Raw genomic sequence first — 21,004 nt, forward strand, 5'->3', positions numbered from 1 at the left:
TCGACCCCCGAGCGCCCCCGATCGCCGCCCCTGGCCTCCTCAGCCGCCGAGCGGTCCCTGCCCGAGCGCCCCGGGCCCGAACGCCCCCGGGTGGACCTGCTCCCGTGTGGCCCGGTACTGATGCCGTACGGCCGCCCCCACCGCCGTGTCGTCACCCGGCTCGAACACCTGCGCGGCCGCGCCCTGCCAGGCCGGCGGGTGCTGCGGCGAGTGCGTCCCCTGCGCGACCCCGAGCGCCCACGCCGCCTGCCGCGCCGCCCCCAGCGCCGCGTAGTCCGCCGGCTGCGGTACGACGACCTGCGCGCCGAAGATCGACGGCGCCAGCGCCTGCACGGCGGGCAACTCGGCCGCGGCGCCCAGCAGGAACACCCGGCGCACCTCCACCCCCCGCGCGCGCAGCACGTCCATTGCGTCGGCGAGCGAGCAGAGCATCCCCTCGAACGCGGCCCGCGCCAGATGCTCCGGCTTCATCGACTCACGCCGCAGCCCGGTCAGCGTGCCCGCCGTGTGCGGGAGCTGCGGGGTCCGCTCGCCCTCCAGATACGGCAGGAACACGAGCCCCGAGGAGCCCGGCGTGGACTTCAGCGCCAGCGCGGACAGCTCACTCAGATCCGCCGTCCCCAGCAGCTCCGCCGTACCGCGCAGCGCTCTGACCGCGTTCAGCGTGTGGACCACCGGCAGATGCATGCCCGTGGCGTCCGCGAAGGAGGTGATCAGCCCGGACGGGTCGGCCGCCGCCTCGTGGTGCACGGCCATCACGGAACCCGAGGCGCCCAGCGACACCACCGCGTCCCCGATCCCGACCCCCAGGCCGAAGGCCGCGGCCATCGTCTCGCCGGTCCCCGCGGAGATCAGCAGCCCCTCCGGAGTGGTCCCCGCCGCGTCGGCGGGACCGAGCACCTCCGGCAGCGCCGCCTGGTGCCCGAGCGCCAGCTCCACCAGATCCGGCCGGTACGCCCCCGTACGGGCCGACCAGTAGCCCGTCCCGGACGCCGCGCCCCGGTCGGTCGTCCGGCGCGCGGGACGACCCAGCAACTGCCAGACCAGCCAGTCGTGCGGCTGCAGCACCAGCGCGGTGCGGTGCGCCGCGTCCGGCTCGGTCCGCGCCATCCAGCGCAGCTTCGCCACGAGCCGGCTCGACTGCGGTACGGACCCGACGGCCTCGGCCCACGCCTGCCGCCCGCCCAGCGCGTCGATCAGATCGGCGGCGGCAACCTGCGCGCGCTTGTCGTTGCCGATGAGCGCGGCCCGTACGGGGTTGCCCTGCCGGTCCAGCGCCACCATGCCGTCCTGCTGCGCCGACACGCCGATGGCCTGCACGCCCTCCAACAGCCCGCCCGAGGCGGCCTCACCGAGGGACAGCAGCCACACCTGAGGGTCGACCTCGGTGGCTTTGGGTTCGACGGCGTGGTGCGCGTACCCCTGGCGGAGTACGGCACCTGTGTCCGCGTCGCAGACGACGACACGTGTGAACCCGGACGAACTGTCCAACCCGGCGACTATTCCCATGACACCCGATTCTGCCGCACGCGCGCCATGAACAGCGCGCGGCCGGGGTGATCAGGTATTGCTGGTACCCCAGTCGTCGAGACCGTTCTGGCTCCGCTCCCGCAGGGAGCGGACGCGCTGGGCGACGGAGTCGGGCACCTTGTCCCCGAGTTTCTCCCCGACCACGCCGTTCACGGAGTGGTACGCCCGGCCCGCGACCTCGCGGCCGGTCTGCGCGGCCGACTCGGCGGCGTTGCGCACCGCCGGATTCTGCGAGACCTGCCGCGCGGACTTCTTGATCTGCTCGTAGCGCTCACGGCCCGCCCGCGTTCCGAGAACGTATCCGCAAGCGAGTCCGGCGATGAACGTGAGGCGGTACCGCATGGCTGCCCAGCCTTCCTTGATGTCGGCGTCCCGTGCGCCGGCGTCGGACCGTCGGTCTGTGCCCTCCGCCTACCCCGTCCCGGCCCGGCATCACCCGAGGTGACCCGGCTCGATACCGATTGGCGGAGCACCCCCCTGCTTGCGCTAATGTATGTGTCGCAGCGAACGCGCGCCGCCCGGGAGGACCGGGGTAGGTACGTTCGGTGCACACGCAGCAATCCCCTGTAGCTCAATTGGCAGAGCAGCCGGCTGTTAACCGGCAGGTTACTGGTTCGAGTCCAGTCGGGGGAGCGCGGTCCCCTGTAGCTCAATTGGCAGAGCATTCGGCTGTTAACCGGAGGGTTGCTGGTTCGAGTCCAGCCGGGGGAGCGAGAAAGACGGAAGGGACCCTTAGGGGTCCTTTTTCGTTATGTCCGCTTTCGCTGCGTTTCCCCTGCGATCGGCCCGTAATGGTATCCACGCGACACCTTCAGGTCCCTCGTACGGCTGTACCCAGACGTTCGTGGAACCGGGCGGCGCGCGGCGAAGTCTTCATGGTCAAGTGATGCCGACCATCCGAAGCAGGAGATCGTATGAGCGGCTATGCTGCGGCAGACGGCGCGCACAAATGTGCGCGACGCGCCGTTAGGGGCGGTAGCTCAGCCGGTTAGAGCAGCGGACTCATAATCCGTCGGCCGTGGGTTCGAGTCCCACCCGCCCCACCCCAGCAGAAACGTCGTGACCTGTGGGAACGCCGTTTGAACGCTAACACCGGCGAGGTGTTCGCCACACGGTCGCCACACCGAAGTCCCGTACGATTTTTTTCAAGGCTTCGATCAAGACCTGTCACCGGAAGTCCGGAGACCCCTCTTGCAGCGTCGTGTGGTGAGCCGGCGTCTCCCGCACCGGGGACCGGTGCCGCGAGACCTTCGATGATGACAAGCAGACCGACCGCTTCCGCGACCTCGTCAACGGTCACGGACAGCGATGGCCACCGGGGTCGGTCAAGGGAGAAGGATTCGTCGAGCCGAGCGAGCCGTCGCTGCCGGATACGGGAAGTTCCCGGTCTGTGCTCATGCCCACGTACGGCTCTTGACGGAAATATCCGAGCGCACCAGAACCAACTGCACCAGGTTCATCGGCAACCACATGGTCCCGTGGTTCGGCGAGATGTCCGTCTCCACTCGGGGAGCGGTCGACGCCGAACCAGCAGGCCAGGACGTCGTGCGTGACGCCGTGGCGGAGGTGGACGAGCGTGGCCAACAGGCGGTCGATGAAGACCAGTTTGCGCTTCGCCCCGGCATCCATCGCCCCGTGGCGAGGACGCGCGGTGAGTACGGCCTGGTGCCGCTCGTGCCACAACGGCCCTGTCTCGGTGATGAGTTCAGCGATCCCGTCGGACGTCAGCCCCGTAGTTCGCTGACTACGGATGATCACTGCACGAGCCGGTTCCCCACCGCACAGACCATGACCAACGATCGCCGTCTCCACGCGCCGCCGCCCACCACGCGTGAGCTCGTAAGGGTTGTCCCGTAACTGCCAAGCGGTGGGCGACGGCTGGGCTCGGCCTTCGTCGTGGTCCGCTGCGGCGTCCCAGCGGCGGATGTGCTGGTCGGGGTGGGTCTGGGCGGACGAGAGTGGGCTCTCAAGCGGTTTGTGCAGGCGTGCCGCTCCGTGGACAGTCGACCCATGCCGCCATCACACGGCGGCGTCCGAGTGTGTAGAGCGCCGGCCTTCACGAGGTCGTCGAGCGCGGGGATTGTCTCGATCTACGGGGAGGGGCGCGTCCCGGTCGTCATGGGTGTGGTAGAGGTCGATCCGGTCGGTACGCAGTCGCCGATGATGGTCTCGGACTGGCGCCGGCTGGTTCCTGCTTGCGTACCGCAGAGCGGCAGATGAGGAGGAGGGGGCGGGCCCATCACCCGTCGGGTGTGGTCACAGCCAGTCGTGTTCGCGGGCGTACCGCGCCGCTTCGTGCCGGGTCTGGGTCTGGGTCTTCCGCATCGCATTGGACAGGTAGTTGCGGACGGTGCCCTCGGCGAGGTGGAGTTGACCGGCGATGTCGACGGCGGAGTAGCCGTCGGCCGTGGCGCGCAGGACGTCGATCTCGCGGTCGGTGAGGGGACAGTCGTCGATGAGGGCGAGCGCGGAGACGTCCGGGTCGATCCAGCGCCGTCCCTCGTGCAGGGTCGCGATGACGGACGCGATGTGCGCCGGTTCAGCGGACTTGGTGACGAATCCCTGGACACCGAGCTTCAGTGCCCGGCGCAGTACCCCGGGCCGGGCGTGCCTGGTCAGCATGAGGATCACCTGGTCCGGCCGGACGCTGCGGATCGCCGAGACGGCGCTGAGCCCGTCGACGCCGGGCATCTCCAGGTCGATGACGAGCACGTCGGGCCGGTACCGCAGGGTGGCGCGGACGGCGTCCTCGCCGTCCTCGGCCTCCGCGCGCACAACGATGTCGCCCTCAAGCGGCAGCAGCGCCGCGAGCGCCTTGCGCAAGAGTGCCTCGTCGTCGGCGAGTACGACTGTGGTCATCGAGCCTCCTGTGCCTCGGGACCGATCGACGGGAAGTCGGCGACGGTCAGGAAACGCCCGTTCTTCTGGTCCACCGTGAGCTTTCCCCCGTTGTCGGCCACGCGTTGTTCGAGAACGGCGAGACCACTGAGTTCTGGGAGCGGCTTGTCCGGCACGCCGTCGTTCACGATGGTGATGCCTGACTCGGACAACGTGATCCGGACTTCCCGGGCCTGGGCGTGCCGCAGGATGTTGGTCGTTGTCTCGCGCAGGACCTGGCCGAGCAGCTCGCCCGCGCGACCGTCCGCGTCACCGACGCGGCGGATGTGCACCTTGATGCCGGCGGCCTCGAACAGGTTCTTCGCATTCTCCAGCTCAGCGGGGAGGTTGAGCCGACGCTGTGCGTAGACGAGCTCCTTGGTCTGGCTGATGGTGTCGCTGACGAGCGAGCGGATCTCGCGCAGCTCCTGCTCCGCCCGGCCGGGGTCGCGGTGCACCAGCTTCTGTGCAAGGGCGACCTTGATCTTCACCACGTGCAGGGTGTGACCCTGGATGTCGTGCAGGTCGCTGGCGAACCGCATACGCTCACGCACCACGGCCAGCTCCGCCTCACGCCGACGCGACTCCTCCAATTCGTGGACGACGTCGTAGAACTGCTTGTTGGGGAACATCAGCCCCGTCACGATGGCGGTGAGGCCCGCGGGGACGATGACGTAACTGATCAGCACCTGACGCGGGTCGTCATCCGTCATCAGGAACCGTGCCGCTCCCACGACGGCGACGTAGGCGACCAGGGTGACGGCGGCCGCGCCACGATGGTGGCGCAGCCGCGGCACGACCAACGGGCCCACGACGGACAGGCCGAAGATCGCCTTCCCACTCCCGGCCACCAGCACCCCGAAGAGCCAGACGCCCGCGGTGAGGACCAGGCACGGCACGGCGACCCGGGCCAGGGTGCCTGCCGCCCAGGATACGAAAGCCACCAGTGTCGCGACCACACCCAGGCCCAGGACCACAGCGTCGGACCAGGACTCGGCGTCCAGCGCCACCAGGTACACCCCACCGACAGCGACCACCGGGAGCAGCATGGTCAGGTTGAGTCGGCGCAGCCGTTCCTGTGTCGTCGCCTCGGTGATTTCAGACATCGTTCAGCCAGTATCCGTGCGGAGCTTCCGGTACACCAGTGACACTGCGTCATGCCTGGCTCCCAGGAATGTCATGGCGTGGACGTGATGCGAAGCCACTACCGGGAGCGCGTCACGGCCGGTGGAATCAAGGAATGTCCACCACAGCAGTCATCGAGGTCACGAATCTCAACGTCCGCTACGGCGATTTCCATGCCGTGAAGGACCTGTCGTTCCAAGTGGGGCGTGGCGAGTTCTACGCGCTGCTCGGCACGAACGGCGCAGGAAAGACCTCGACCCTTGAGGTCATCGAGGGACACCGGCCGGCCGAGTCGGGCACCGTCCGCGTCCTGGGGCAGAGCCCGCGCGACCGCGCCGCCGTGCGCTCACGGATGGGCATCATGCTGCAAGAGAGCGGATTCTCTCCGGATCTCACGGTGAAGGAGTCGGTCCGGCTGATCGGCACGCTGACCCGGCGGCACGACGACGTCGACCGCGTTCTGGGCGTCGTGGGTCTGACCCGCAAGGCGGGCACCAAGGTGTCGCAACTCTCCGGCGGCGAGAAACGCCGTCTGGACTTCGCCACCGCCGTGTACGGCGGGCCCGAGCTGGTCATCCTGGACGAGCCGACGACCGGCCTGGACATCCAGTCCCGCGACGCGCTCTGGGCCGCCGTGGACAGGCTGCGCGACGAGGGATCCACGGTCGTGCTCACCACTCACTACCTGGAGGAAGCACAGCAACGGGCCGATCGCATCGGGCTCATGCACCAGGGGACCTTCCACCGCGAGGGGACCGTCGTCGAGCTGACGCAGACCCTGCCGTCGGTGATCACCTTCGCCCTCCCGGCCGGCGCTCCCGAACCGCCAACGGGAGCTCTGCACGTGGACGGGACCTTCCGCGTGGAGACCTTCAGCCTGCAGGAGGACCTCTACCGCCTGCTGGGCTGGGCTCACGACGCCGGGGTGGACTTCCGGGAACTGCAGGCCGGTCCGACCCGCCTCGACGATGTCTTCCGCGCCATCACCGGCGGCTGAACCCACCAACGCTCTGCCACGAAGGGACCCCACCCCATGTTCGCGATCGCTCGCAGTGAGCTGATCCAGATCTTCCGGAACCGACTGGTTCTGGTCACCGGTCTTATCGTGCCGGTCGCCGTCAGCGCGTACTTCGTCTACCAGCACGAGATCTTCGAGGATGTGGCCGGCCTCGGCTACATCGCGGCGATCGTGATGTTCACCGTGATGGCCTTCGGGCTCTACACCACGGCCGTGACCACGCTGGCCTCGCGTCGGCAGAACCTCTTCCTCAAACGGCTGCGCTCCACCGCCGCAGGCGACGTCGGCATCCTCACCGGGCTGCTCCTGCCCGTCACCGTCATCGCGCTGGTCCAGGTGGTCGCGATCCTGATCGTGCTGGGCGTGGTCGCCACCGAACCGTCCCAGATCCCGCTCCTCGCGGCTGCGGTCCTGGCCACGCTGACCATGATGGTCGGCCTGGCACTCGCCACGGCGGGGCTCACGAACTCGCCGGAGCACGCTCAGGTGACCACGCTACCCGTCAGCCTGTCGGTGATCGCGGTCGCCAGTTGGGTAGGCCTCACCGGCACTGAAAACCTCGCCCTGGTCAAGCGGCTGCTTCCCGGCGGCGCCGCCACCGAACTGGTCGTCAACGCCTGGGACGGCGACATACCCGTCGCGGACTCCCTGATCCTGCTGGTCCCCACACTGGGCTGGGTCGTCGTCGCCGTCGGGCTGGCCTCCCGCCTCTTTCGCTGGGAACCACGCCGCTGAGCCCGGCCGGGCGCCGCGGGCCTGCGGCGCCCGGCGACGAGGCCGTCACTGGTGTCGACATGACAGACGACCCGGAAACCGGGCCACACCAGCACGAACGTGTCGTACTGAGATCAACACACTGGTCGTCCGCCACTCCACCGTCGGTCTTGCCGCCGTGCAGGTCGTGACCGTGGCGGCGAGTGCCGCTACCGCCGCCCGTTCCAAGGACACCTTCCGTGACCGGCCGCAAGCCGTGAGGCGAAAAGGGTGCCGACGCCCACAGCGCACCAGACATTCCGGGCATCGATCGGAATTACCCACGTCAACGGGATAGATGAGCTGTCAACGTTCTCGTTAGACTCCCTCCATGAACGCAACGCCTCACTGGCTGACCTCGGAGCAGAAGGCTGCCTGGGACAGTTTCATCCGCATGCAGGAGACGCTCATCGGGCGACTCTCCCGCCGACTCCAGGCTGATTCCCGTATGTCCGCCTCCGACTACATCGTGTTGGTGAGTCTCACCGAGAGGGGCGATGGCCGGATGCGCTTCCTGGACCTGGCCAAGTCGGTGGAGTGGGAGAAGAGCCGCATGTCCCACCAGGTCGGGCGGATGACGAAGCGCGGACTCCTGGCCAGGGAGGAATGTCCTGACGACGGACGCGGAGCGTTCATCGTCGCCACCCCGGCCGGCTACAAGGCGATCGAAGATGCCGCGCCCATGCATGTCGCACAGGTTCGCCGACTGTTCATCGACGCCCTCACCCAGCAGGAACTCGACACGCTCGCCCGGATCTCGAACCGCGTCCTCGCGCATATGGAGACGCAGCCCGACTGACCGAATCAGGGTTTCGGCGAGTCCGTGGCCGGGTGAAGCCGGCCCCGCATCGGCTCGGTGCGCGCATTTCTGATGTGCGGGCTGCCGGTCAATGTTTCCCCGCGCTGCCCATGGCCGCACGGTGGGACGCGGACCTAGTTGATTTATCAACCGCCACGGTAGGGCAATGTCGCCGACTCGTCAACCGTGGGCTCCATGGTGGCGCCGCACGCCAGGGGCGGGGGCTTTCGCCGGAGCGGCGGAGGCGCCGCGGCGGGAATACCCGCACCCGGCATCACGTTCGCCGTGAGAGTTGATACATCAACCATACAGGGATGGGTGTTATGCAGTTCGGGATCTTCACCGTCGGTGACGTGACACAGGACCCCATCACCGGGCGGACGCCGACCGAGCATGAGCGGATCAAGGCCATGGTCGCCATCGCGCTGAAAGCCGAGGAGGTCGGGCTCGATGTGTTCGCGACCGGCGAGCATCACAACCTGCCGTTCGTTCCCTCCTCTCCCACCACCATCCTGGGCTGGATCGCCGCGCGCACCGAACGCATCATCCTGTCCACGTCCACCACGCTGATCACCACCAATGACCCGGTGAAGATCGCCGAGGACTACGCGATGCTCCAGCACCTGGCCGACGGCCGGGTGGACCTGATGATGGGCCGCGGCAACACCGGCCCCGTCTATCCCTGGTTCGGCAAGGACATCCGCGAGGGCATCAACCTCGCCATCGAGAACTACGCGCTCCTGCACCGCCTGTGGCGCGAGGACGTCGTGAACTGGGAGGGCAGGTTCCGTACGCCGCTGCAGTCGTTCACGTCCACGCCCCGGCCGCTGGACGGTGTACCACCCTTCGTGTGGCACGGCTCCATCCGCTCGCCCGAGATCGCCGAGCAGGCCGCCTACTACGGCGACGGATTCTTCGCCAACCACATCTTCTGGCCCACGGAACACTTCCAGAAGCTCATCGGTCTCTATCGTGAGCGGTACGCGCACTACGGCCATGGCACCCCCGAACAGGCCATCGTCGGGCTCGGTGGACACATCTACATGCGGGCCAACTCCCAGGACGCGCTGCGCGAGTTCCGCCCCTACTTCGACCGCTCACCGATCATGGGCGGCGGGCCGTCGCTGGAGCGGTACATGGATGAGACACCGCTGACCGTCGGCAGTCCCCAGCAAGTCATCGACAAGACCCTGACCTTCCGCGAGCACTTCGGCGACTACCAGCGCCAACTGTTCAACGTGGACGGCGCGGGCGTGCCGCTGAAGGCCGTACTGGAGCAACTCGACCTCCTCGGCGAGGAGGTTCTGCCCGTCCTGCGCAAGGAGTTCGGCAAGAACCGGCCGGCCGACGTGCCCGACGCTCCCACCCACGCCTCACTGGTCGCCGCCCGCGTCACCGAGCAGGCATCCTCCACCGGGACGACCGTCTGAGGCGCGGCGACCGAGGATGTCGCGGGTGCCGTCCACGGTCACCGCCATGGCGTGGAGACGGTCTGCTGGGACACCTCGGCGTCGTACACCTGAGCGTCGTACACCTCGGTGAGATGGGCCGATATCTCCCCGTGGGTGAGGCCTTTGCGGACAGCGACAGCACCATCTCGTCGACTTCGCTCAGCCGCCGCTGCCGCTTCTTCACGAGCTGTGGCTCGAACGAGCCCGAGGCGAAACGCGGGAGCTTGATGTCTCTGCCGTGATCGTCGGATCCGCCGTTGGATTCGCCCTCCCCCAGGGCTAGTTGACGTGTCAAGGGTCGGCGTTTAGTGTGGGTGACGCGTCAACCAAGTGGTTGGGGGCCGCCGGCCGGTCAGGCCGCAGTCGGCTCACTGAAGGCATCGAGGATTCGGTGCGCTGCCTGAGGCCCGTGGACGCGAAGCTCCAGCAAGGGAATCCTATGAGCACTGAGAACAAGGCCGGACTCAACGCGCTGCTGACGCCCGAGGAGAGCATTCTCGTACTGATCGACCACCAGCCGTTCCAGGTCGCCAACCTGCACAGCCACGAACCGACGATGGTCATCAACAACACCGTCGGGCTCGCCAAGGCCGCCAAGACGTTCGACGTCCCGACCATTCTGACGACCGTTCTGGAGGAGCGCGGCGGCCTTCTCCTCCAGGGTCTGCAGGATGTGTTCCCGGAGCAGAAGCCGATCAACAGGACCTTCATCAACACCTGGGAGGACGAGCGCGTCGTGGATGCCGTCAAGGCGACCGGACGCAAGAAGCTGATCATCGCCGGCCTCTGGACGGAGGTCTGTGTGGCCATGCCGGCGATACAGGCGGCGGGCGAGGGCTTCGACGTCTTCGTCGTCACCGACGCGTCGGGCGGTGTCTCGAAGGAGTCCCACGACATGGCGGTGCGGCGCATGATCCAGGCGGGCGTGACCCCGATCACCTGGCTTGCCGTGATGTCCGAGTGGCAGCGCGACTGGGCCCGTGAGAAGACCGTACCGGGCACCGTCGAGGTCATGGCGCAGCACGGCGGTGCCAGCGGTGTGGCCTACGCCTGGGAGTTGCAGCTCCTGGCCACGCCCACCGGAAGCGAGGCCTGACATAGCTACGGCGCCGGCTCCCGTCCGTATCGGGTACTGCCTGTCGCTGACCGGTTCCCTCGCGGACAACAGCCGGTCGGCCCGTCTCGCCCATGAGATCTGGCGCGAGGACATCAACGCTCGCGGTGGACTGCTGGGCCGTCCTGTCGAGTTCGTCCGCTACGACGACCAAGGGAACGCCGACCTTGTTCCCGGGATCTACGAGCGGCTGATCGACGAGGACGAGGTGGATCTCGTCATCGGTGGTTACGGCACCAACACTCTGCTGCCGGCCATGCCGTTGATAGTGGAGCGGGAGCGCTTCTTCGTCGGGCTCATGGGCCTCGGCGTCAACAACGCGCTCAACTATCCGAACTACTTCGCCATGATCCCCACCGGGCCGGACCCGAACGCCGCACTCACCGAAGGGTTCTTCGAACTCGCGGCAGAACAGAACCCGCGGCCGACCACCGTGGCGCTGGTGTCCGCCGACGCCGAGTTCTCGCGCAATCCCCTTCTCGGCGCCGAGGCCAATGCCGAGAAGTACGGGATCAAGGTCGTTCACGAGGCCACGTATCCGCTGTCGACCGAGGACTTCACGCCGCTCGTCGACGCCGTCGCGGAAAGTGGCAGTGATCTGTTGTTTCTGTGTTCGTACCTGGCCGACTCGATCGGCCTGGTACGAACCATCCGGTCGCACCACTACCGGCCGAAGATGGTCGGCGGTGCCATGATCGGTCCGCAGAACACATCGGTGAAGACGGCACTCGGTCCGTCGCTCAACGGTTTCGTGAACTACGAGTACTGGGCGCCGGTGCCCAAGATGATGTTCCCGGGCGTTCAGGAACTACTGAACACCTACCAGGAACGGGCCGGCGAAGCCGGTGTCGACCTCCTGGGGCACTACATGGTGCCACTCGCCTACGCCCAGATGCAGGTGGTCGCCCAGGCCGTCGAAGCGACCGGCGGTTTCGACGACGCGAGCCTCTCGGCGTATGCACGGGAGAAGACCTTCCCGACCGTCATGGGCGATGTCAGGTTCGGAGTCAAGGGCGAGTGGTCGGAGCCGCGCGTTCTGCAGGTCCAGTTCCAGGGAATTACCGGCCATGAGCTCGGTCAATTCCAGAACGGGTCGAGGCAGATCGTCGTGTCCCCACCGGAGTCTTCCTCCGGCGAGCTCATCTTCCCTTACGCGGAAGCGCTCGCCGACGAGTGAAGGAGGCCAACCGCAGCCCTGCGGCAACGGGTCGCCGGACATTCCGGCGACCCGTCATCGATTCGCCCAGGCCTTGAGGGCGGCCGTGACGCGGTCCGCGATCGGCGTACCCGCCAGGCGATCAGCCGGACCATGTCGCCGGTCGGCTTGTACGCCGAGTTCGTGTTGCCCTCGCCGTGGCCATCGCCATGGCCCTCATCGATGAACAAGTTGATGCGTCAACCGGATTGGGCTAGTGTGGAACGAGACTCACGCGGAGGAATCGAAGGAGGACACATGGCAGTGGAAGTGAGCGACGCTCCCGGAGCCAAGCGGTACGAGGCCCGGGTCGACGGGAAGACCGAGGTCGCGGGCGTCGCGGAGTACATCCGTACCACTGAGCTGGTCGCGTTCGTACACACCGAGGTCTCGCCGGAGTACGAGGGCAGGGGAGTCGGGGCAGCACTGGCCCGCACCGCCCTCGACGAGGCGCGTGCCGCGAACCTGCGGGTGCTGGCCACGTGCCCGTTCTTCACCGGGTGGATCGCCCGGCACCCCGAGTACCAGGACCTGCTGTACCAGTCCCGCAGCAAGGTCAGTGACTGAACAGCCAGGCATGGCAGCGACGGAGGCCGGCATGAGCAGCGGAACCGAGAAGAAGGCGTACGAGGGCCGGTCGATCACCGTGACCTTCGAGGCCGGGCGGTGCTTGCACGCCGCCGAATGCGTCCACGGCCTGCCGGAGGTCTTCGACACGGGCAAGCGCCCGTGGATCCGGCCCGACGGAGCCGAGGCCGAGCGTCTGGCCGAAGTGGTGCGTCGCTGTCCCTCGGGCGCGCTGCAGTACGAACTCGTGGACGGCGGGGCGGAGGCCCTCCGAACCGGCCCACGCGGATCACGCGGATCACACGCAACTCCATCGGGCAGTTGATCGCGCACCAGGTACGGCTCACGGTGCGGGCCGCGGGTGTCAACCCGATCGACTGGAAGATCCTGCATGGCTGCATGGCTGCATGAGCCAGGTGATGCCCTCGACCTCCCGGGTGGTCTCGGGTCCGACGTGGCCGGTGTGGTCGACCAGGTGAGGGAAGGCGTGACCGCCTTCGGCGTGGGGGACGAGGTGCTGGGAGCCTCCATCACCCCTTCCTGCACCCAGTTCGCGCTCGCCGGCCCGGCCGCCCTGGTCGCCGAGCCGGCCTCGGTGAGATCCCGGACTCCATCGAACTCGCCGGCGGCCCGGCGCGTGTCCTCTCCCTCGCGGTCTTCGACGCGGCCGGGAGCGGTATCCGGATCCACATGACCGAGCCGGGAGCGGACGGGCCCCAAGCGCTCAGGGGCATCCTCGCCCTCATCGAGGCGGGGCGGCTGCGGGTGCCGATCCAGCGGACGTACCCCCTCGGCGAGGTGGCTACCGCACTGGAAGTCAGCCGGTCGGGGCACTTGGGCGGCGAGCTCGTACTGCTCCCCGCGTAAGGGCACGACGTCCCGCGAACAACGACAGCACGCCCTCACGAGTTCCATGGCTGCACAGGGGCGGACGTCCACTCAACAGTCGGCGGTCCGGCAACAAGATCGAAGGAAACGCCATGACCGAGTATGTGGTCGGCAAGAGCTACAAGTTCAACCTGGGCGCACTGAAGGTGCGGTTCACCTTCGACTCGCAGACGCAGGGCAGCTTCGTCGTCGAGAAGGGCGGCGGGCTCGCGCCCGACGGTCACGCGGAGACCGTAGAGCTCGATCTGAAGAAGATCCGTGACGGTGTCTACCTGAACTCGTGGACCGAGGCCGGCGGTGCCACCGTCACCCACGTCGAGGACTTCGCCAACGGGACGCTGTATTCCAACGTGACTGTCGGCGGCACTCTCCACAACTTTGTCGGAACTATCGAGGAAGCATGACCATGACCGGAAATACCGCGGCTGACCAGGCCCAGGGCAACACCGAAATCGTGCTTACCGCCATGCGCGAGCTCTTCAAGGAGAAGGACATCACCGCGCTCGACCGGTACTGGGCTGAGCCCTACGTGCAGCACAGTCCCCAGATGCCCAACGGTCTGGACACGCTCCGTGCTGTGGTGCCGACCCTGGAGGGCTTCTCGTGGGAGCCGAGGCGGATCGCCGCGCAGGGCGACCTCGTATTCACCCACAGCATCGTCCACGGCTGGGCGCCGAAGCCTGTCGTCATCGTCGACATCTTCCGGCTGGACAACGGCCGTATCGTCGAACACTGGGACGTCATCCAGGACCTCACCTTCCCCGACGCGACCGTCAGCGGCAACCCGATGGTCTGACAACAGGCAGGCAGGCGGGCAGGCGGGAGCGTGGCGCGCCGCTCCACCCTGCTGAGCTGATGCGGTGGACCGCGATCCGAAGATGGTGGGTCTGGAGGCCCGGCCGGCTTGTCGTGCGTCACGCTGTCGGTCGGCGAAGGCTCGAAAGCGGATGTGCGCCATCGGCGCCAGTCCAAGAACAAGCATGGAACATAGGGGATCTGATCCTCTGGGCCTCGACGCCCACAGCGACTAGGAAGGGACGAGTAAATGGGGTACATCACCGTAGGAAATGAGAACAGCACGCCGGTCGAGCTCTACTACGAGGATCAGGGTGCGGGCCAGCCCGTCGTCCTTATCCACGGATATCCACTGGACGGTCACAGTTGGGAGCGTCAGACGCGAAATCTGCTGGCCGCCGGATACCGCGTCATCACCTACGACCGTCGGGGCTTCGGCAAGTCGTCAAAGGTGAACTCCGGGTATGACTACGATACCTTCGCCGCAGACCTGAACGCTGTGCTGGAGACGCTCGACCTTAGCGACGTCGTCCTGGTGGGCTTCTCGATGGGTACGGGCGAGGTCGCCCGTTACGTCGCGCAATTCGGGCATGAAAGGGTCGCCAAGCTCGCGTTCCTGGCCTCGCTGGAGCCTTTCCTCGTCGCCCGGGACGACAACCCCGAGGGTGTGCCGCAGGAGGTCTTCGACGGAATCGAGGCAGCGGCGAAAGGTGATCGGTACGCCTGGTACACGCAATTCTTCTCGAACTTCTACAATCTTGAGGAGAACCTTGGCAGTCGGATCAGCCAGGAGGCCGTCACCGCGAGCTGGAACGTGGCGACGTCGAGTGCCCCCGTGGCGGCCTACGCGGTCGTTTCCGCGTGGATCGAGGACTTCCGCACCGACGTCGAAGCGGTCCGCGACAGCGGCAAGCCAGCTCTGATCCTGCATGGCACAGCCGACAGGATCCTCCCCATCGACGCTACCGCCCGCCGCTTTCGGCGAGACGTGCCCGAGGCGCAGTATGTGGAGATCGAGGGCGCCCCACACGGGTTGCTCTGGACGCACGCGGATGAGGTCAATGCGGCCCTGCGCTCCTTCCTCGGCCAGATCCGCGACGAGAGCGGAAAGCATTCGTCATCGGCCGTTGACCACTGAGGTGCGGTTCCTTACTCACGGCGCACCCCGATCCGGCTCGTCCACGACCGACCGGACTCGGTCCCGCCTGGAGCCCCTTGCCGGCTCCGGCGGCCCTGTCCGCCCCACGGCGGGTGGGCGTCGCGCATCCGAAGCCACGCTGACCGACGACCGGCGGCTTCCCGTCGGCCGTGTACTTCGCCCCCGGCGTCGCGAGATCCGTGACCCGCTCTTCAACGGCCTCGGCGACCTCGGCACGGTCGCACTCGGCGACATCAGCGCAGCGCATCTTCGAACACACCGTGGTCTTCGATGAGTTCGAAGGTCGCGGTCTCGCCGGCATCCATAACTCCACCGCTCTGAACACCAGCGTCCAGGCGGGACATCGCATCGTGGCCGTCTGCCCCTACGTCAAGAGGTGCCTCTCCACACACCGCGACTTCGACGACGCCACCGGCCCGGTGAACCCGGAGCACCTCCGAGCTCTGCGCTGAACCGCATAAGCGCGCACCGAAGCCACCGGCCGCGACGCCTCTCCCGCGTGCGACAGAAGGACCTGCCTCATGAAGACTCCCGTGCCCGACTACCTGGACGAAGTGCTCGACAGCCTGCGTGACGACACCAGCGGCGCCAACGCCGACTACATCCCGGAGCTCGCCGAAGCTGATCCGGAACGTTTCGGCATGGCGCTGACCACGACGCTCGGTCGCACTTACGCCGCCGGCGACGCGGACACGGAGTTCACCATCCAGTCGATCTCCAAGCCGTTCGCCTATGCCGCCGCCATCATCGATCGTGGCCTCGACCGCGTCCTGGATGCCGTCGGGGTCGAGCCATCAGGCGAGGCCTTCAACGAGCTCTCCCTCGAAGGGGACACCCACCGGCCCAAGAATCCCATGATCAACGCCGGAGCCATCACCACGCATGCGCTCCTGGTCGGCGCGGAGGCCGGCCAGGACGATCGCGTCGACCGTGCCGTGACGTTCTTCTCCCGCCTCGCGGGCCGGGATCTGCAGGTCGACGAGCGTGTGTGCGCCTCAGAGCTGGTCTCCGCGCACCGCAATCTTGCCATCGCCTACATGCTGCGCACCTACGGCATTCTCGACGGGGACGTGCCCTCCGTCGTCGAGGGATACACGCGCCAGTGCTCGATCCTGGTCAGCGTCCGGGACCTCTCCGTGATGGCCGCGACGCTCGCTACCGGAGGTATCCAGCCCGTCACCGGCGAACGGGTGATGGACCCCGCCATCGCCCAGCACGTCATGGCCGTGATGGCCACGGCCGGGATGTACGACGCGGCAGGCGACTGGCTCACCCGCGTGGGAATCCCCGCCAAGAGCGGCGTCGCCGGGGGCATCGTCGGCGTCCTCCCCGACCGGGTGGGCATCGGAACCTTCTCCCCGCGCCTGGACTCCTACGGCAACAGCCGGAGAGGGCGTCTCGCCTTCGAGCGGCTCTCCCAGGACATGGGGATGCACCTGTTCTCCTCCGATCGGGGCCGGCTCGATACCGTCGACATGAGCGAGTCACGGGGCACGGTCACCTTCGCCCTGCAGGGCAACGTTCAGCTCACCGCCGCTTCGGAGCTCCTGGACCTGATGGCCGACTCGGACGGCGCGGCCGACGTGGTTCTGGACGTCACCAGGGTGCATTCCTTCTCCGACGTCGGCCGTCGCATGTCGCTCGAAGGGCTGCGCCGACTGCGGCTGGACGGACGCAAGGTCGCCGTCCGCGACCCCTCGGGCGTGCTGCCGGACCCTGATCTGGGTGACGGCAGTTACCCGGACGCCTTCTGACCGGCCCCATCCCCCTGGATCCGCAAGGTCGGCCGCGGGCCAGGGCGATCCTGGTCGATGGGTGAACGGTGAGTTCGCGGTACGCGCCCTGACACGCAACGCGGCGTCGGAAAAGGCTCGCGAGCCGGCCGGGCAGGGTGCCGAGGTGGTTGTGGCCGACGTCTGGAACGTGGGCAGTCCGGCGAAGCGTTCGAGGGGGCGTACGGCGCGTTCCTCGTGACCAGCTTCTGGGACCAGGACGGCGCGCCGGTCCTGGCGCCGGCGGCAGCCGCACCCGTTCCCGGTTCCTCGGCCGGTCGAACACCGCTCGCAGGTTCACGTTCAGCACCGCGTCGAAATCGGCGAGCGGGAATTCGGCCGCGGGGTGCCGGACCTGGAGGCCCGCGTTGTTGACCAGGACGTCCACGTCGGTGGATGCGAGCAACTCCGTTGCCCGCGTGGCGATCGCCGCCGGATCCGCGAGGTCGAGCTCCACCAGGGAGACCGAGCGGCCGAGGCCTTGGGCGTACGTCGTCAGGTCGTCGTCGAGCGGACTGCGGGCCAGGACGACCACGTCCGCGCCGGCCGCCGGCAGGCTCTCGGTGATGCCGCGGCCCAGGCCGCGACCGCCGCCGGTCACCACGGCGGTCCGGCCGTGCAGGGAGAACGGGTTCTCGGCAGGTATGGGGGTTCCCTTCGGGTGGGCGGAGAGCGCCGGGAACGGTGCTGTGCAGTATGTGCACAAGGTGTGCGCAGGGCGCTTCGGGTGAGGTTAACGTAGCCGAAACACCTTGGGCGGCACCGGCCCTTGCGGCGCCGCAGCGTCGTACGAGCGGCCCTGCCCCGCCCCGTGCAAAGGAGCACGCATGGCAGACCTCCGGCCGACCACACCCCCCGACGCCGATCCCCAGGCAGCCTCACGCAAGCGCAATGCCCTGGCAGCCGTGGTGGGATCCGTACTGGAGTGGTACGACTTCTTCCTCTTCAGCACGTCCGCGGCGCTGGTCTTCAACAAGATCTTCTTTTCGGGTGAGTCGGAGTACGTGGCGACACTGGCGTCGTTCGCCACCTTCGCCGTGGGGTTCGCGGCGCGCCCGATCGGCGGGCTCGTCCTGGCCCACCTGGGCGACCGGTGGGGCCGTAAGCCGGTCCTCCAGATCACCCTGGTGCTGATGGGGGTGGGCACGCTCGCCATCGGGCTGCTGCCGACGTACGAGCAGATCGGCATCTGGGCGCCCGTCCTGCTGGTGTTCTGCCGCATCCTCCAGGGGCTCGGCGTCGGCGCGGAGCTCGGCGGCGCGTACGTGTGGACCACCGAGAGCGCCAAGCCCACCCAGCGCGGTTTCTACGCGGCGCTGCCCGGCGGCGGCGAGTTCCTGGGGGTGGTGGCCGCGTCCGGTGCGATGGCGATCGTGTCGTCGATGGACGAGGACAAGTTCCTGAGCTGGGGCTGGCGGCTGCCGTACCTCGCCTCGGTCGTCGTGGTGATCGCCGGCTTCGTCCTGCGGCACATGGCCGACGAGAGCGAGACCTTCAAGGAAGCCGTCGCCGACGGCAAGAAGGAGAAGGCGCCGCTGGCCGCCGCCGTGCGCGGTCATGGCAGGACCATCCTGCTGATGATCGGCGCGGGCTGCGCCACGTCCGTGGCGTCGTACTCCATCCAGGGGTACCTCCCCGCGTACACCACCCAGCAGTTGGGACTGCCGGCGAATGTCGCGGTCATCGCGATCACCATCGCCGCCGCTGTCTCCGTCTTCGGCATACCGCTCTGCGGCTGGCTCTCCGACCGGTACGGGCGGAGGCCGCTGATGATCGGCGGCGGGATCGCGATCGCCCTGTTCGCGGCGCCGTTCTGGCTGCTCGTCGGGACGAAGTCGCTGCCGGTGATCTCCCTGGCCGTCTGCCTCGCGTTCGCCGTGATGCTCAACTCGATGATCTTCGGCCCCGCGGGCTCCTTCTACTCCGAGCTGCTGCCGACGGAAGTGCGGTTCAGCGGGCTGGTGCTCGCCCGCGAGAGCACGGCCGTGCTCTTCTCCGGGACCGCCCCGTTCATCGCCACCGTGCTGGTCCACGCCGGAGGGGGCAGTCCGTGGCTGCTCGCCGGTTACATGGCACTCTCGGGAGTCATCACCGCCCTTTCGGTGATGCTGCTGCCGGAGACCGCGCCCCGCGCGCTGCGCCGCACGGCGATCAAGTCCGGGGCCAGTGACGGCAGCACTCCGATCGACGTCGAATACGCAGAGGTGTAGAAGAAGTGTCAGACCACGAAGTCCTGTGCCTCGGGGAGGCCATGGTCCTGGTGACACCCCGGCAGGGCCAGCGGCTCGCCACGGCCCGCGAAGCGACCCTCTCGGTCGCGGGCGCCGAGTCGAACGTCGCACAGTACCTCGCCGATCTGGGCCACCGGGTGGCGTGGGCGAGCCGCGTGGGCGGCGACCCGCTCGGCGACAGGGTGCTCATGGCGGTCGCCCGGCCCGGGGTGGACGTGCGCCACGTCGAGCGGGACCCGTCCGCTCCGACGGCTGTCTACTTCAAGGACCCTTCCCGCGAGGACGGCACCCGGGTGCACTACTACCGGACCGGGTCCGCGGCCTCCCGGCTCACCCCCGCGTACCTGGACACGCTCCCGATCGCCTCGGCGCGTCTGGTGCACCTGTCGGGAATCACCGCCGCGCTGTCGGAAGGCTGCGCCCGTACCGCCACCGCCTTGTTCGACCACGCGCGCGAGGCCGGGGTCCTGCGCTCGTTCGACGTCAACTACCGTCCGGCGCTCTGGAGTACCGAAGACGCCCACGCGCCGCTGCTGGCCCTGGCCCGGCAGGCCGACGTCGTGTTCGTCGGGCTCGACGAGGCGGCGGAGGTCTGGGGCACCACGACCGCCGAGGACGTACGCGACCTGATCGGCCCCTCCGTGAGCGTGGTGGTGAAGAACGCGGAGGTCGGCGCGGTGCTGTTCGAACCCGGAGCGGAAGCAGGCACCTTCGTCCCCGCCGAGCCGGTCGACGTCGTCGAACCGGTGGGCGCGGGAGACGCGTTCGCGGCGGGCTACCTGTCGGCCTGGCTGCGGGACGAACCCCCGGCCGAGAGGCTGCGTCTGGGGCACCGGGTCGCCGCCTTCGCGCTCGGCTCGGTCGAGGACCACGCCGACGCCACGTCGCTGCGCCGCGACCCGGAGCCGGATACCGCCCCGCCCCGCCCGGCACTCGACCTGGACGGAACGGCCCGATGAGCCAGGCGGTCGAACGGGCCATCCAGATCCTGGAGATGCTCAGCACAGGCCCGCAGCACCCGGCCGCGATCGCCGAACGGTTCGGTGTGCACCGGACCACCGCGCTGCGGCTGCTCCAGGATCTCTGCCAGGGCGGTCTCGCCCGTAAACGGGAGGACGGCACCTTCGCCGTCGGATACCGTCTCGCCGGACTGGCGGCAGCCGCCCTGGAACAGTTCGATCTGCGGGCGAGCGCGCACCCGTTCCTCACCGAGCTCGGCCGCAAGCTCCGGCTCACGGTGCACATCGCCACCGTCGAGAACGGGCGCGTGATCTATGTCGACAAGGTCGAACCGCAGGGCACCGTACGGCTGTACTCGCAGATCGGAAAGCCGGTCGTGCTGCACAGCTCCGGTGTCGGCAAGGCGATCCTGGCGTTCATGCCCGACCACGAACGGGTCTCGCTGCTGGACGGTTACGTCTACGAGCGGTTCACCGACACCACACCGACCACGGCCGACGCGTTCGCCGCCCGGCTGCGCGAGGTCAGGGCGCGCGGCTGGGCCGAGGACGACGGGGAGTACGAGTCGTTCGTCAACTGTGTCGCCGTACCGGTGAGGGACGGCACCGGAACGGTACGCACGGCCATCTCGGTGACGGCGCTGAAGGCACAGACCGACCTCACCGTTCTGCACACGCATCTCCCGGCCATCAGACACACCGCACAGGCCATCTCTCGCACACTCGGGTGGACCCAATGAGCCCCATGACCCCAATGAACCCCACGAACCC

At 68.1% G+C, this 21,004-nt stretch carries 23 protein-coding genes, 3 tRNA genes and 2 pseudogenes; 21 read left to right on the forward strand and 7 right to left on the reverse strand.

Translation table 11 applies throughout. The features are described 5' to 3' along the window. Window positions 1–39: 39 nt before the first annotated feature. Both ACIBJC_RS20115 and ACIBJC_RS20120 read right to left on the reverse strand, forming a co-directional pair. The gene (locus tag ACIBJC_RS20115) at window positions 40–1,509 is read right to left on the reverse strand and encodes an FGGY family carbohydrate kinase (protein WP_399294092.1); all 1,470 of its coding nucleotides are present in this window, start codon (window positions 1,507–1,509) and stop codon (window positions 40–42) included. Between the two features lie 51 nt (window positions 1,510–1,560). Then, window positions 1,561–1,872 (reverse strand): YtxH domain-containing protein, encoded by a 312-nt coding sequence (locus ACIBJC_RS20120; RefSeq protein WP_329827234.1) that lies wholly within the window; start codon window positions 1,870–1,872, stop codon window positions 1,561–1,563. Window positions 1,873–2,090: 218 nt separating this feature from the next. On the opposite strand from ACIBJC_RS20120, the gene ACIBJC_RS20125 reads away from it, so the two are divergent. The 3 genes from ACIBJC_RS20125 (at window position 2,091) to ACIBJC_RS20135 (ending at window position 2,573) form a co-directional block, all read left to right on the forward strand. After that, window positions 2,091–2,163, forward strand: a tRNA-Asn gene (locus tag ACIBJC_RS20125). Between the two features lie 5 nt (window positions 2,164–2,168). Then, a tRNA-Asn gene (locus ACIBJC_RS20130) sits at window positions 2,169–2,241 on the forward strand. 258 nt (window positions 2,242–2,499) lie between these two features. Then, window positions 2,500–2,573 (forward strand) — tRNA-Ile (locus ACIBJC_RS20135). A gap of 253 nt (window positions 2,574–2,826) precedes the next feature. Here the strand turns inward: ACIBJC_RS20135 and ACIBJC_RS20140 are convergent. From ACIBJC_RS20140 to ACIBJC_RS20150, 3 genes are all read right to left on the reverse strand, one after another. After that, on the reverse strand, window positions 2,827–3,342 hold the full coding sequence (locus ACIBJC_RS20140) for a transposase family protein (protein ID WP_399294095.1): 516 nt from the start codon (window positions 3,340–3,342) through the stop codon (window positions 2,827–2,829). A gap of 444 nt (window positions 3,343–3,786) precedes the next feature. Further along, complete coding sequence (locus tag ACIBJC_RS20145) at window positions 3,787–4,389, reverse strand: response regulator (protein ID WP_399294098.1); 603 nt, start codon at window positions 4,387–4,389, stop codon at window positions 3,787–3,789. After that, window positions 4,386–5,513, reverse strand: a complete 1,128-nt coding sequence (locus ACIBJC_RS20150) for a sensor histidine kinase (RefSeq protein WP_399294101.1) — start codon at window positions 5,511–5,513, stop codon at window positions 4,386–4,388. The genes ACIBJC_RS20145 and ACIBJC_RS20150 overlap by 4 nt, the downstream gene beginning before the upstream one ends. A 134-nt stretch (window positions 5,514–5,647) precedes the next feature. Here ACIBJC_RS20150 and ACIBJC_RS20155 point away from each other — a divergent pair, with 134 nt between their 5' ends. From ACIBJC_RS20155 to ACIBJC_RS20170, 4 genes are all read left to right on the forward strand, one after another. Next, window positions 5,648–6,529, forward strand: a complete 882-nt coding sequence (locus ACIBJC_RS20155) for an ABC transporter ATP-binding protein (RefSeq protein WP_399294104.1) — start codon at window positions 5,648–5,650, stop codon at window positions 6,527–6,529. 36 nt (window positions 6,530–6,565) lie between these two features. Next, a complete protein-coding gene (locus ACIBJC_RS20160) occupies window positions 6,566–7,285 on the forward strand; it encodes an ABC transporter permease (protein ID WP_399294107.1) in 720 nt (239 codons plus the stop codon). Between the two features lie 349 nt (window positions 7,286–7,634). After that, complete coding sequence (locus ACIBJC_RS20165) at window positions 7,635–8,102, forward strand: MarR family winged helix-turn-helix transcriptional regulator (RefSeq protein ID WP_399294110.1); 468 nt, start codon at window positions 7,635–7,637, stop codon at window positions 8,100–8,102. Window positions 8,103–8,425: 323 nt separating this feature from the next. After that, window positions 8,426–9,532, forward strand: coding sequence for an LLM class flavin-dependent oxidoreductase (locus ACIBJC_RS20170; protein WP_399294280.1), 1,107 nt, complete (start codon window positions 8,426–8,428; stop codon window positions 9,530–9,532). Between the two features lie 53 nt (window positions 9,533–9,585). Here the strand turns inward: ACIBJC_RS20170 and ACIBJC_RS20175 are convergent. After that, window positions 9,586–9,782: pseudogene (locus tag ACIBJC_RS20175) on the reverse strand (transposase); the annotation flags it as partial. 210 nt (window positions 9,783–9,992) lie between these two features. Between ACIBJC_RS20175 and ACIBJC_RS20180 the strand changes: the two are divergent. The 11 genes from ACIBJC_RS20180 (at window position 9,993) to ACIBJC_RS20230 (ending at window position 17,025) form a co-directional block, all read left to right on the forward strand. Beyond that, the gene (locus ACIBJC_RS20180) at window positions 9,993–10,649 is read left to right on the forward strand and encodes a hydrolase (protein ID WP_399294113.1); all 657 of its coding nucleotides are present in this window, start codon (window positions 9,993–9,995) and stop codon (window positions 10,647–10,649) included. Further along, on the forward strand, window positions 10,591–11,844 hold the full coding sequence (locus ACIBJC_RS20185) for an amino acid ABC transporter substrate-binding protein (RefSeq protein WP_399294283.1): 1,254 nt from the start codon (window positions 10,591–10,593) through the stop codon (window positions 11,842–11,844). The genes ACIBJC_RS20180 and ACIBJC_RS20185 overlap by 59 nt, the downstream gene beginning before the upstream one ends. Before the next feature lie 276 nt (window positions 11,845–12,120). Next, on the forward strand, window positions 12,121–12,429 hold the full coding sequence (locus ACIBJC_RS20190; RefSeq protein ID WP_399294116.1) for a GNAT family N-acetyltransferase: 309 nt from the start codon (window positions 12,121–12,123) through the stop codon (window positions 12,427–12,429). Between the two features lie 31 nt (window positions 12,430–12,460). Then, the gene (locus tag ACIBJC_RS20195; protein WP_399294119.1) at window positions 12,461–12,754 is read left to right on the forward strand and encodes a (4Fe-4S)-binding protein; all 294 of its coding nucleotides are present in this window, start codon (window positions 12,461–12,463) and stop codon (window positions 12,752–12,754) included. 66 nt (window positions 12,755–12,820) lie between these two features. Then, window positions 12,821–13,123: an alcohol dehydrogenase catalytic domain-containing protein gene (locus ACIBJC_RS20200; protein WP_399294122.1), complete on the forward strand. Its 303-nt coding sequence runs from the start codon at window positions 12,821–12,823 to the stop codon at window positions 13,121–13,123. Next, on the forward strand, window positions 13,042–13,296 hold the full coding sequence (locus ACIBJC_RS20205) for a zinc-binding dehydrogenase (RefSeq protein ID WP_399294286.1): 255 nt from the start codon (window positions 13,042–13,044) through the stop codon (window positions 13,294–13,296). Before ACIBJC_RS20200 ends, ACIBJC_RS20205 begins: the two co-directional genes overlap by 82 nt. A gap of 113 nt (window positions 13,297–13,409) precedes the next feature. After that, window positions 13,410–13,721: a MoaF-related domain-containing protein gene (locus ACIBJC_RS20210; protein WP_399294125.1), complete on the forward strand. Its 312-nt coding sequence runs from the start codon at window positions 13,410–13,412 to the stop codon at window positions 13,719–13,721. A 2-nt stretch (window positions 13,722–13,723) separates the two neighbouring features. Beyond that, window positions 13,724–14,113, forward strand: coding sequence for a nuclear transport factor 2 family protein (locus ACIBJC_RS20215; RefSeq protein ID WP_399294128.1), 390 nt, complete (start codon window positions 13,724–13,726; stop codon window positions 14,111–14,113). Window positions 14,114–14,362: 249 nt separating this feature from the next. Next, on the forward strand, window positions 14,363–15,250 hold the full coding sequence (locus ACIBJC_RS20220; RefSeq protein WP_399294131.1) for an alpha/beta fold hydrolase: 888 nt from the start codon (window positions 14,363–14,365) through the stop codon (window positions 15,248–15,250). 200 nt (window positions 15,251–15,450) lie between these two features. Further along, a complete protein-coding gene (locus ACIBJC_RS20225; RefSeq protein ID WP_399294134.1) occupies window positions 15,451–15,723 on the forward strand; it encodes an N-acetyltransferase in 273 nt (90 codons plus the stop codon). A 69-nt stretch (window positions 15,724–15,792) separates the two neighbouring features. Next, the gene (locus tag ACIBJC_RS20230) at window positions 15,793–17,025 is read left to right on the forward strand and encodes a glutaminase (RefSeq protein WP_399294137.1); all 1,233 of its coding nucleotides are present in this window, start codon (window positions 15,793–15,795) and stop codon (window positions 17,023–17,025) included. 307 nt (window positions 17,026–17,332) lie between these two features. Here ACIBJC_RS20230 and ACIBJC_RS20235 read toward each other — a convergent pair. After that, a pseudogene (locus ACIBJC_RS20235) lies at window positions 17,333–17,647 on the reverse strand (SDR family NAD(P)-dependent oxidoreductase); the annotation flags it as partial. Window positions 17,648–17,870: 223 nt separating this feature from the next. Here ACIBJC_RS20235 and ACIBJC_RS20240 point away from each other — a divergent pair. The 3 genes from ACIBJC_RS20240 to ACIBJC_RS20250 are packed head-to-tail and all read left to right on the forward strand — an operon-like array spanning window position 17,871 to window position 20,973. Then, window positions 17,871–19,253 carry an MFS transporter gene (locus ACIBJC_RS20240; RefSeq protein WP_399294140.1) on the forward strand — a complete coding sequence of 461 codons (1,383 nt, stop codon included), beginning with the start codon at window positions 17,871–17,873 and terminating at the stop codon, window positions 19,251–19,253. 5 nt (window positions 19,254–19,258) lie between these two features. Next, on the forward strand, window positions 19,259–20,233 hold the full coding sequence (locus tag ACIBJC_RS20245; RefSeq protein WP_399294143.1) for a sugar kinase: 975 nt from the start codon (window positions 19,259–19,261) through the stop codon (window positions 20,231–20,233). Further along, on the forward strand, window positions 20,230–20,973 hold the full coding sequence (locus tag ACIBJC_RS20250) for an IclR family transcriptional regulator (protein ID WP_399294146.1): 744 nt from the start codon (window positions 20,230–20,232) through the stop codon (window positions 20,971–20,973). Before ACIBJC_RS20245 ends, ACIBJC_RS20250 begins: the two co-directional genes overlap by 4 nt. Window positions 20,974–21,004: the final 31 nt, after the last annotated feature.

The organism is Streptomyces sp. NPDC050509, from assembly GCF_044457965.1.
GTDB lineage: Bacteria > Actinomycetota > Actinomycetes > Streptomycetales > Streptomycetaceae > Streptomyces.

Bases quoted from the DNA above. Each gene is read 5' to 3' on its own strand.
- ACIBJC_RS20115 (WP_399294092.1), bottom strand. From the start codon at position 1,509: ATGGGAATAGTCGCCGGGTTGGACAGTTCGTCCGGGTTCACACGTGTC.
- ACIBJC_RS20120 (WP_329827234.1), bottom strand. From the start codon at position 1,872: ATGCGGTACCGCCTCACGTTCATCGCCGGACTCGCTTGCGGATACGTT.
- ACIBJC_RS20145 (WP_399294098.1), bottom strand. From the start codon at position 4,389: ATGACCACAGTCGTACTCGCCGACGACGAGGCACTCTTGCGCAAGGCG.
- ACIBJC_RS20150 (WP_399294101.1), bottom strand. From the start codon at position 5,513: ATGTCTGAAATCACCGAGGCGACGACACAGGAACGGCTGCGCCGACTC.
- ACIBJC_RS20155 (WP_399294104.1), top strand. From the start codon at position 5,648: ATGTCCACCACAGCAGTCATCGAGGTCACGAATCTCAACGTCCGCTAC.
- ACIBJC_RS20160 (WP_399294107.1), top strand. From the start codon at position 6,566: ATGTTCGCGATCGCTCGCAGTGAGCTGATCCAGATCTTCCGGAACCGA.
- ACIBJC_RS20165 (WP_399294110.1), top strand. From the start codon at position 7,635: ATGAACGCAACGCCTCACTGGCTGACCTCGGAGCAGAAGGCTGCCTGG.
- ACIBJC_RS20170 (WP_399294280.1), top strand. From the start codon at position 8,426: ATGCAGTTCGGGATCTTCACCGTCGGTGACGTGACACAGGACCCCATC.
- ACIBJC_RS20180 (WP_399294113.1), top strand. From the start codon at position 9,993: ATGAGCACTGAGAACAAGGCCGGACTCAACGCGCTGCTGACGCCCGAG.
- ACIBJC_RS20190 (WP_399294116.1), top strand. From the start codon at position 12,121: ATGGCAGTGGAAGTGAGCGACGCTCCCGGAGCCAAGCGGTACGAGGCC.
- ACIBJC_RS20195 (WP_399294119.1), top strand. From the start codon at position 12,461: ATGAGCAGCGGAACCGAGAAGAAGGCGTACGAGGGCCGGTCGATCACC.
- ACIBJC_RS20200 (WP_399294122.1), top strand. From the start codon at position 12,821: ATGGCTGCATGGCTGCATGAGCCAGGTGATGCCCTCGACCTCCCGGGT.
- ACIBJC_RS20210 (WP_399294125.1), top strand. From the start codon at position 13,410: ATGACCGAGTATGTGGTCGGCAAGAGCTACAAGTTCAACCTGGGCGCA.
- ACIBJC_RS20215 (WP_399294128.1), top strand. From the start codon at position 13,724: ATGACCGGAAATACCGCGGCTGACCAGGCCCAGGGCAACACCGAAATC.
- ACIBJC_RS20220 (WP_399294131.1), top strand. From the start codon at position 14,363: ATGGGGTACATCACCGTAGGAAATGAGAACAGCACGCCGGTCGAGCTC.
- ACIBJC_RS20230 (WP_399294137.1), top strand. From the start codon at position 15,793: ATGAAGACTCCCGTGCCCGACTACCTGGACGAAGTGCTCGACAGCCTG.
- ACIBJC_RS20240 (WP_399294140.1), top strand. From the start codon at position 17,871: ATGGCAGACCTCCGGCCGACCACACCCCCCGACGCCGATCCCCAGGCA.
- ACIBJC_RS20250 (WP_399294146.1), top strand. From the start codon at position 20,230: ATGAGCCAGGCGGTCGAACGGGCCATCCAGATCCTGGAGATGCTCAGC.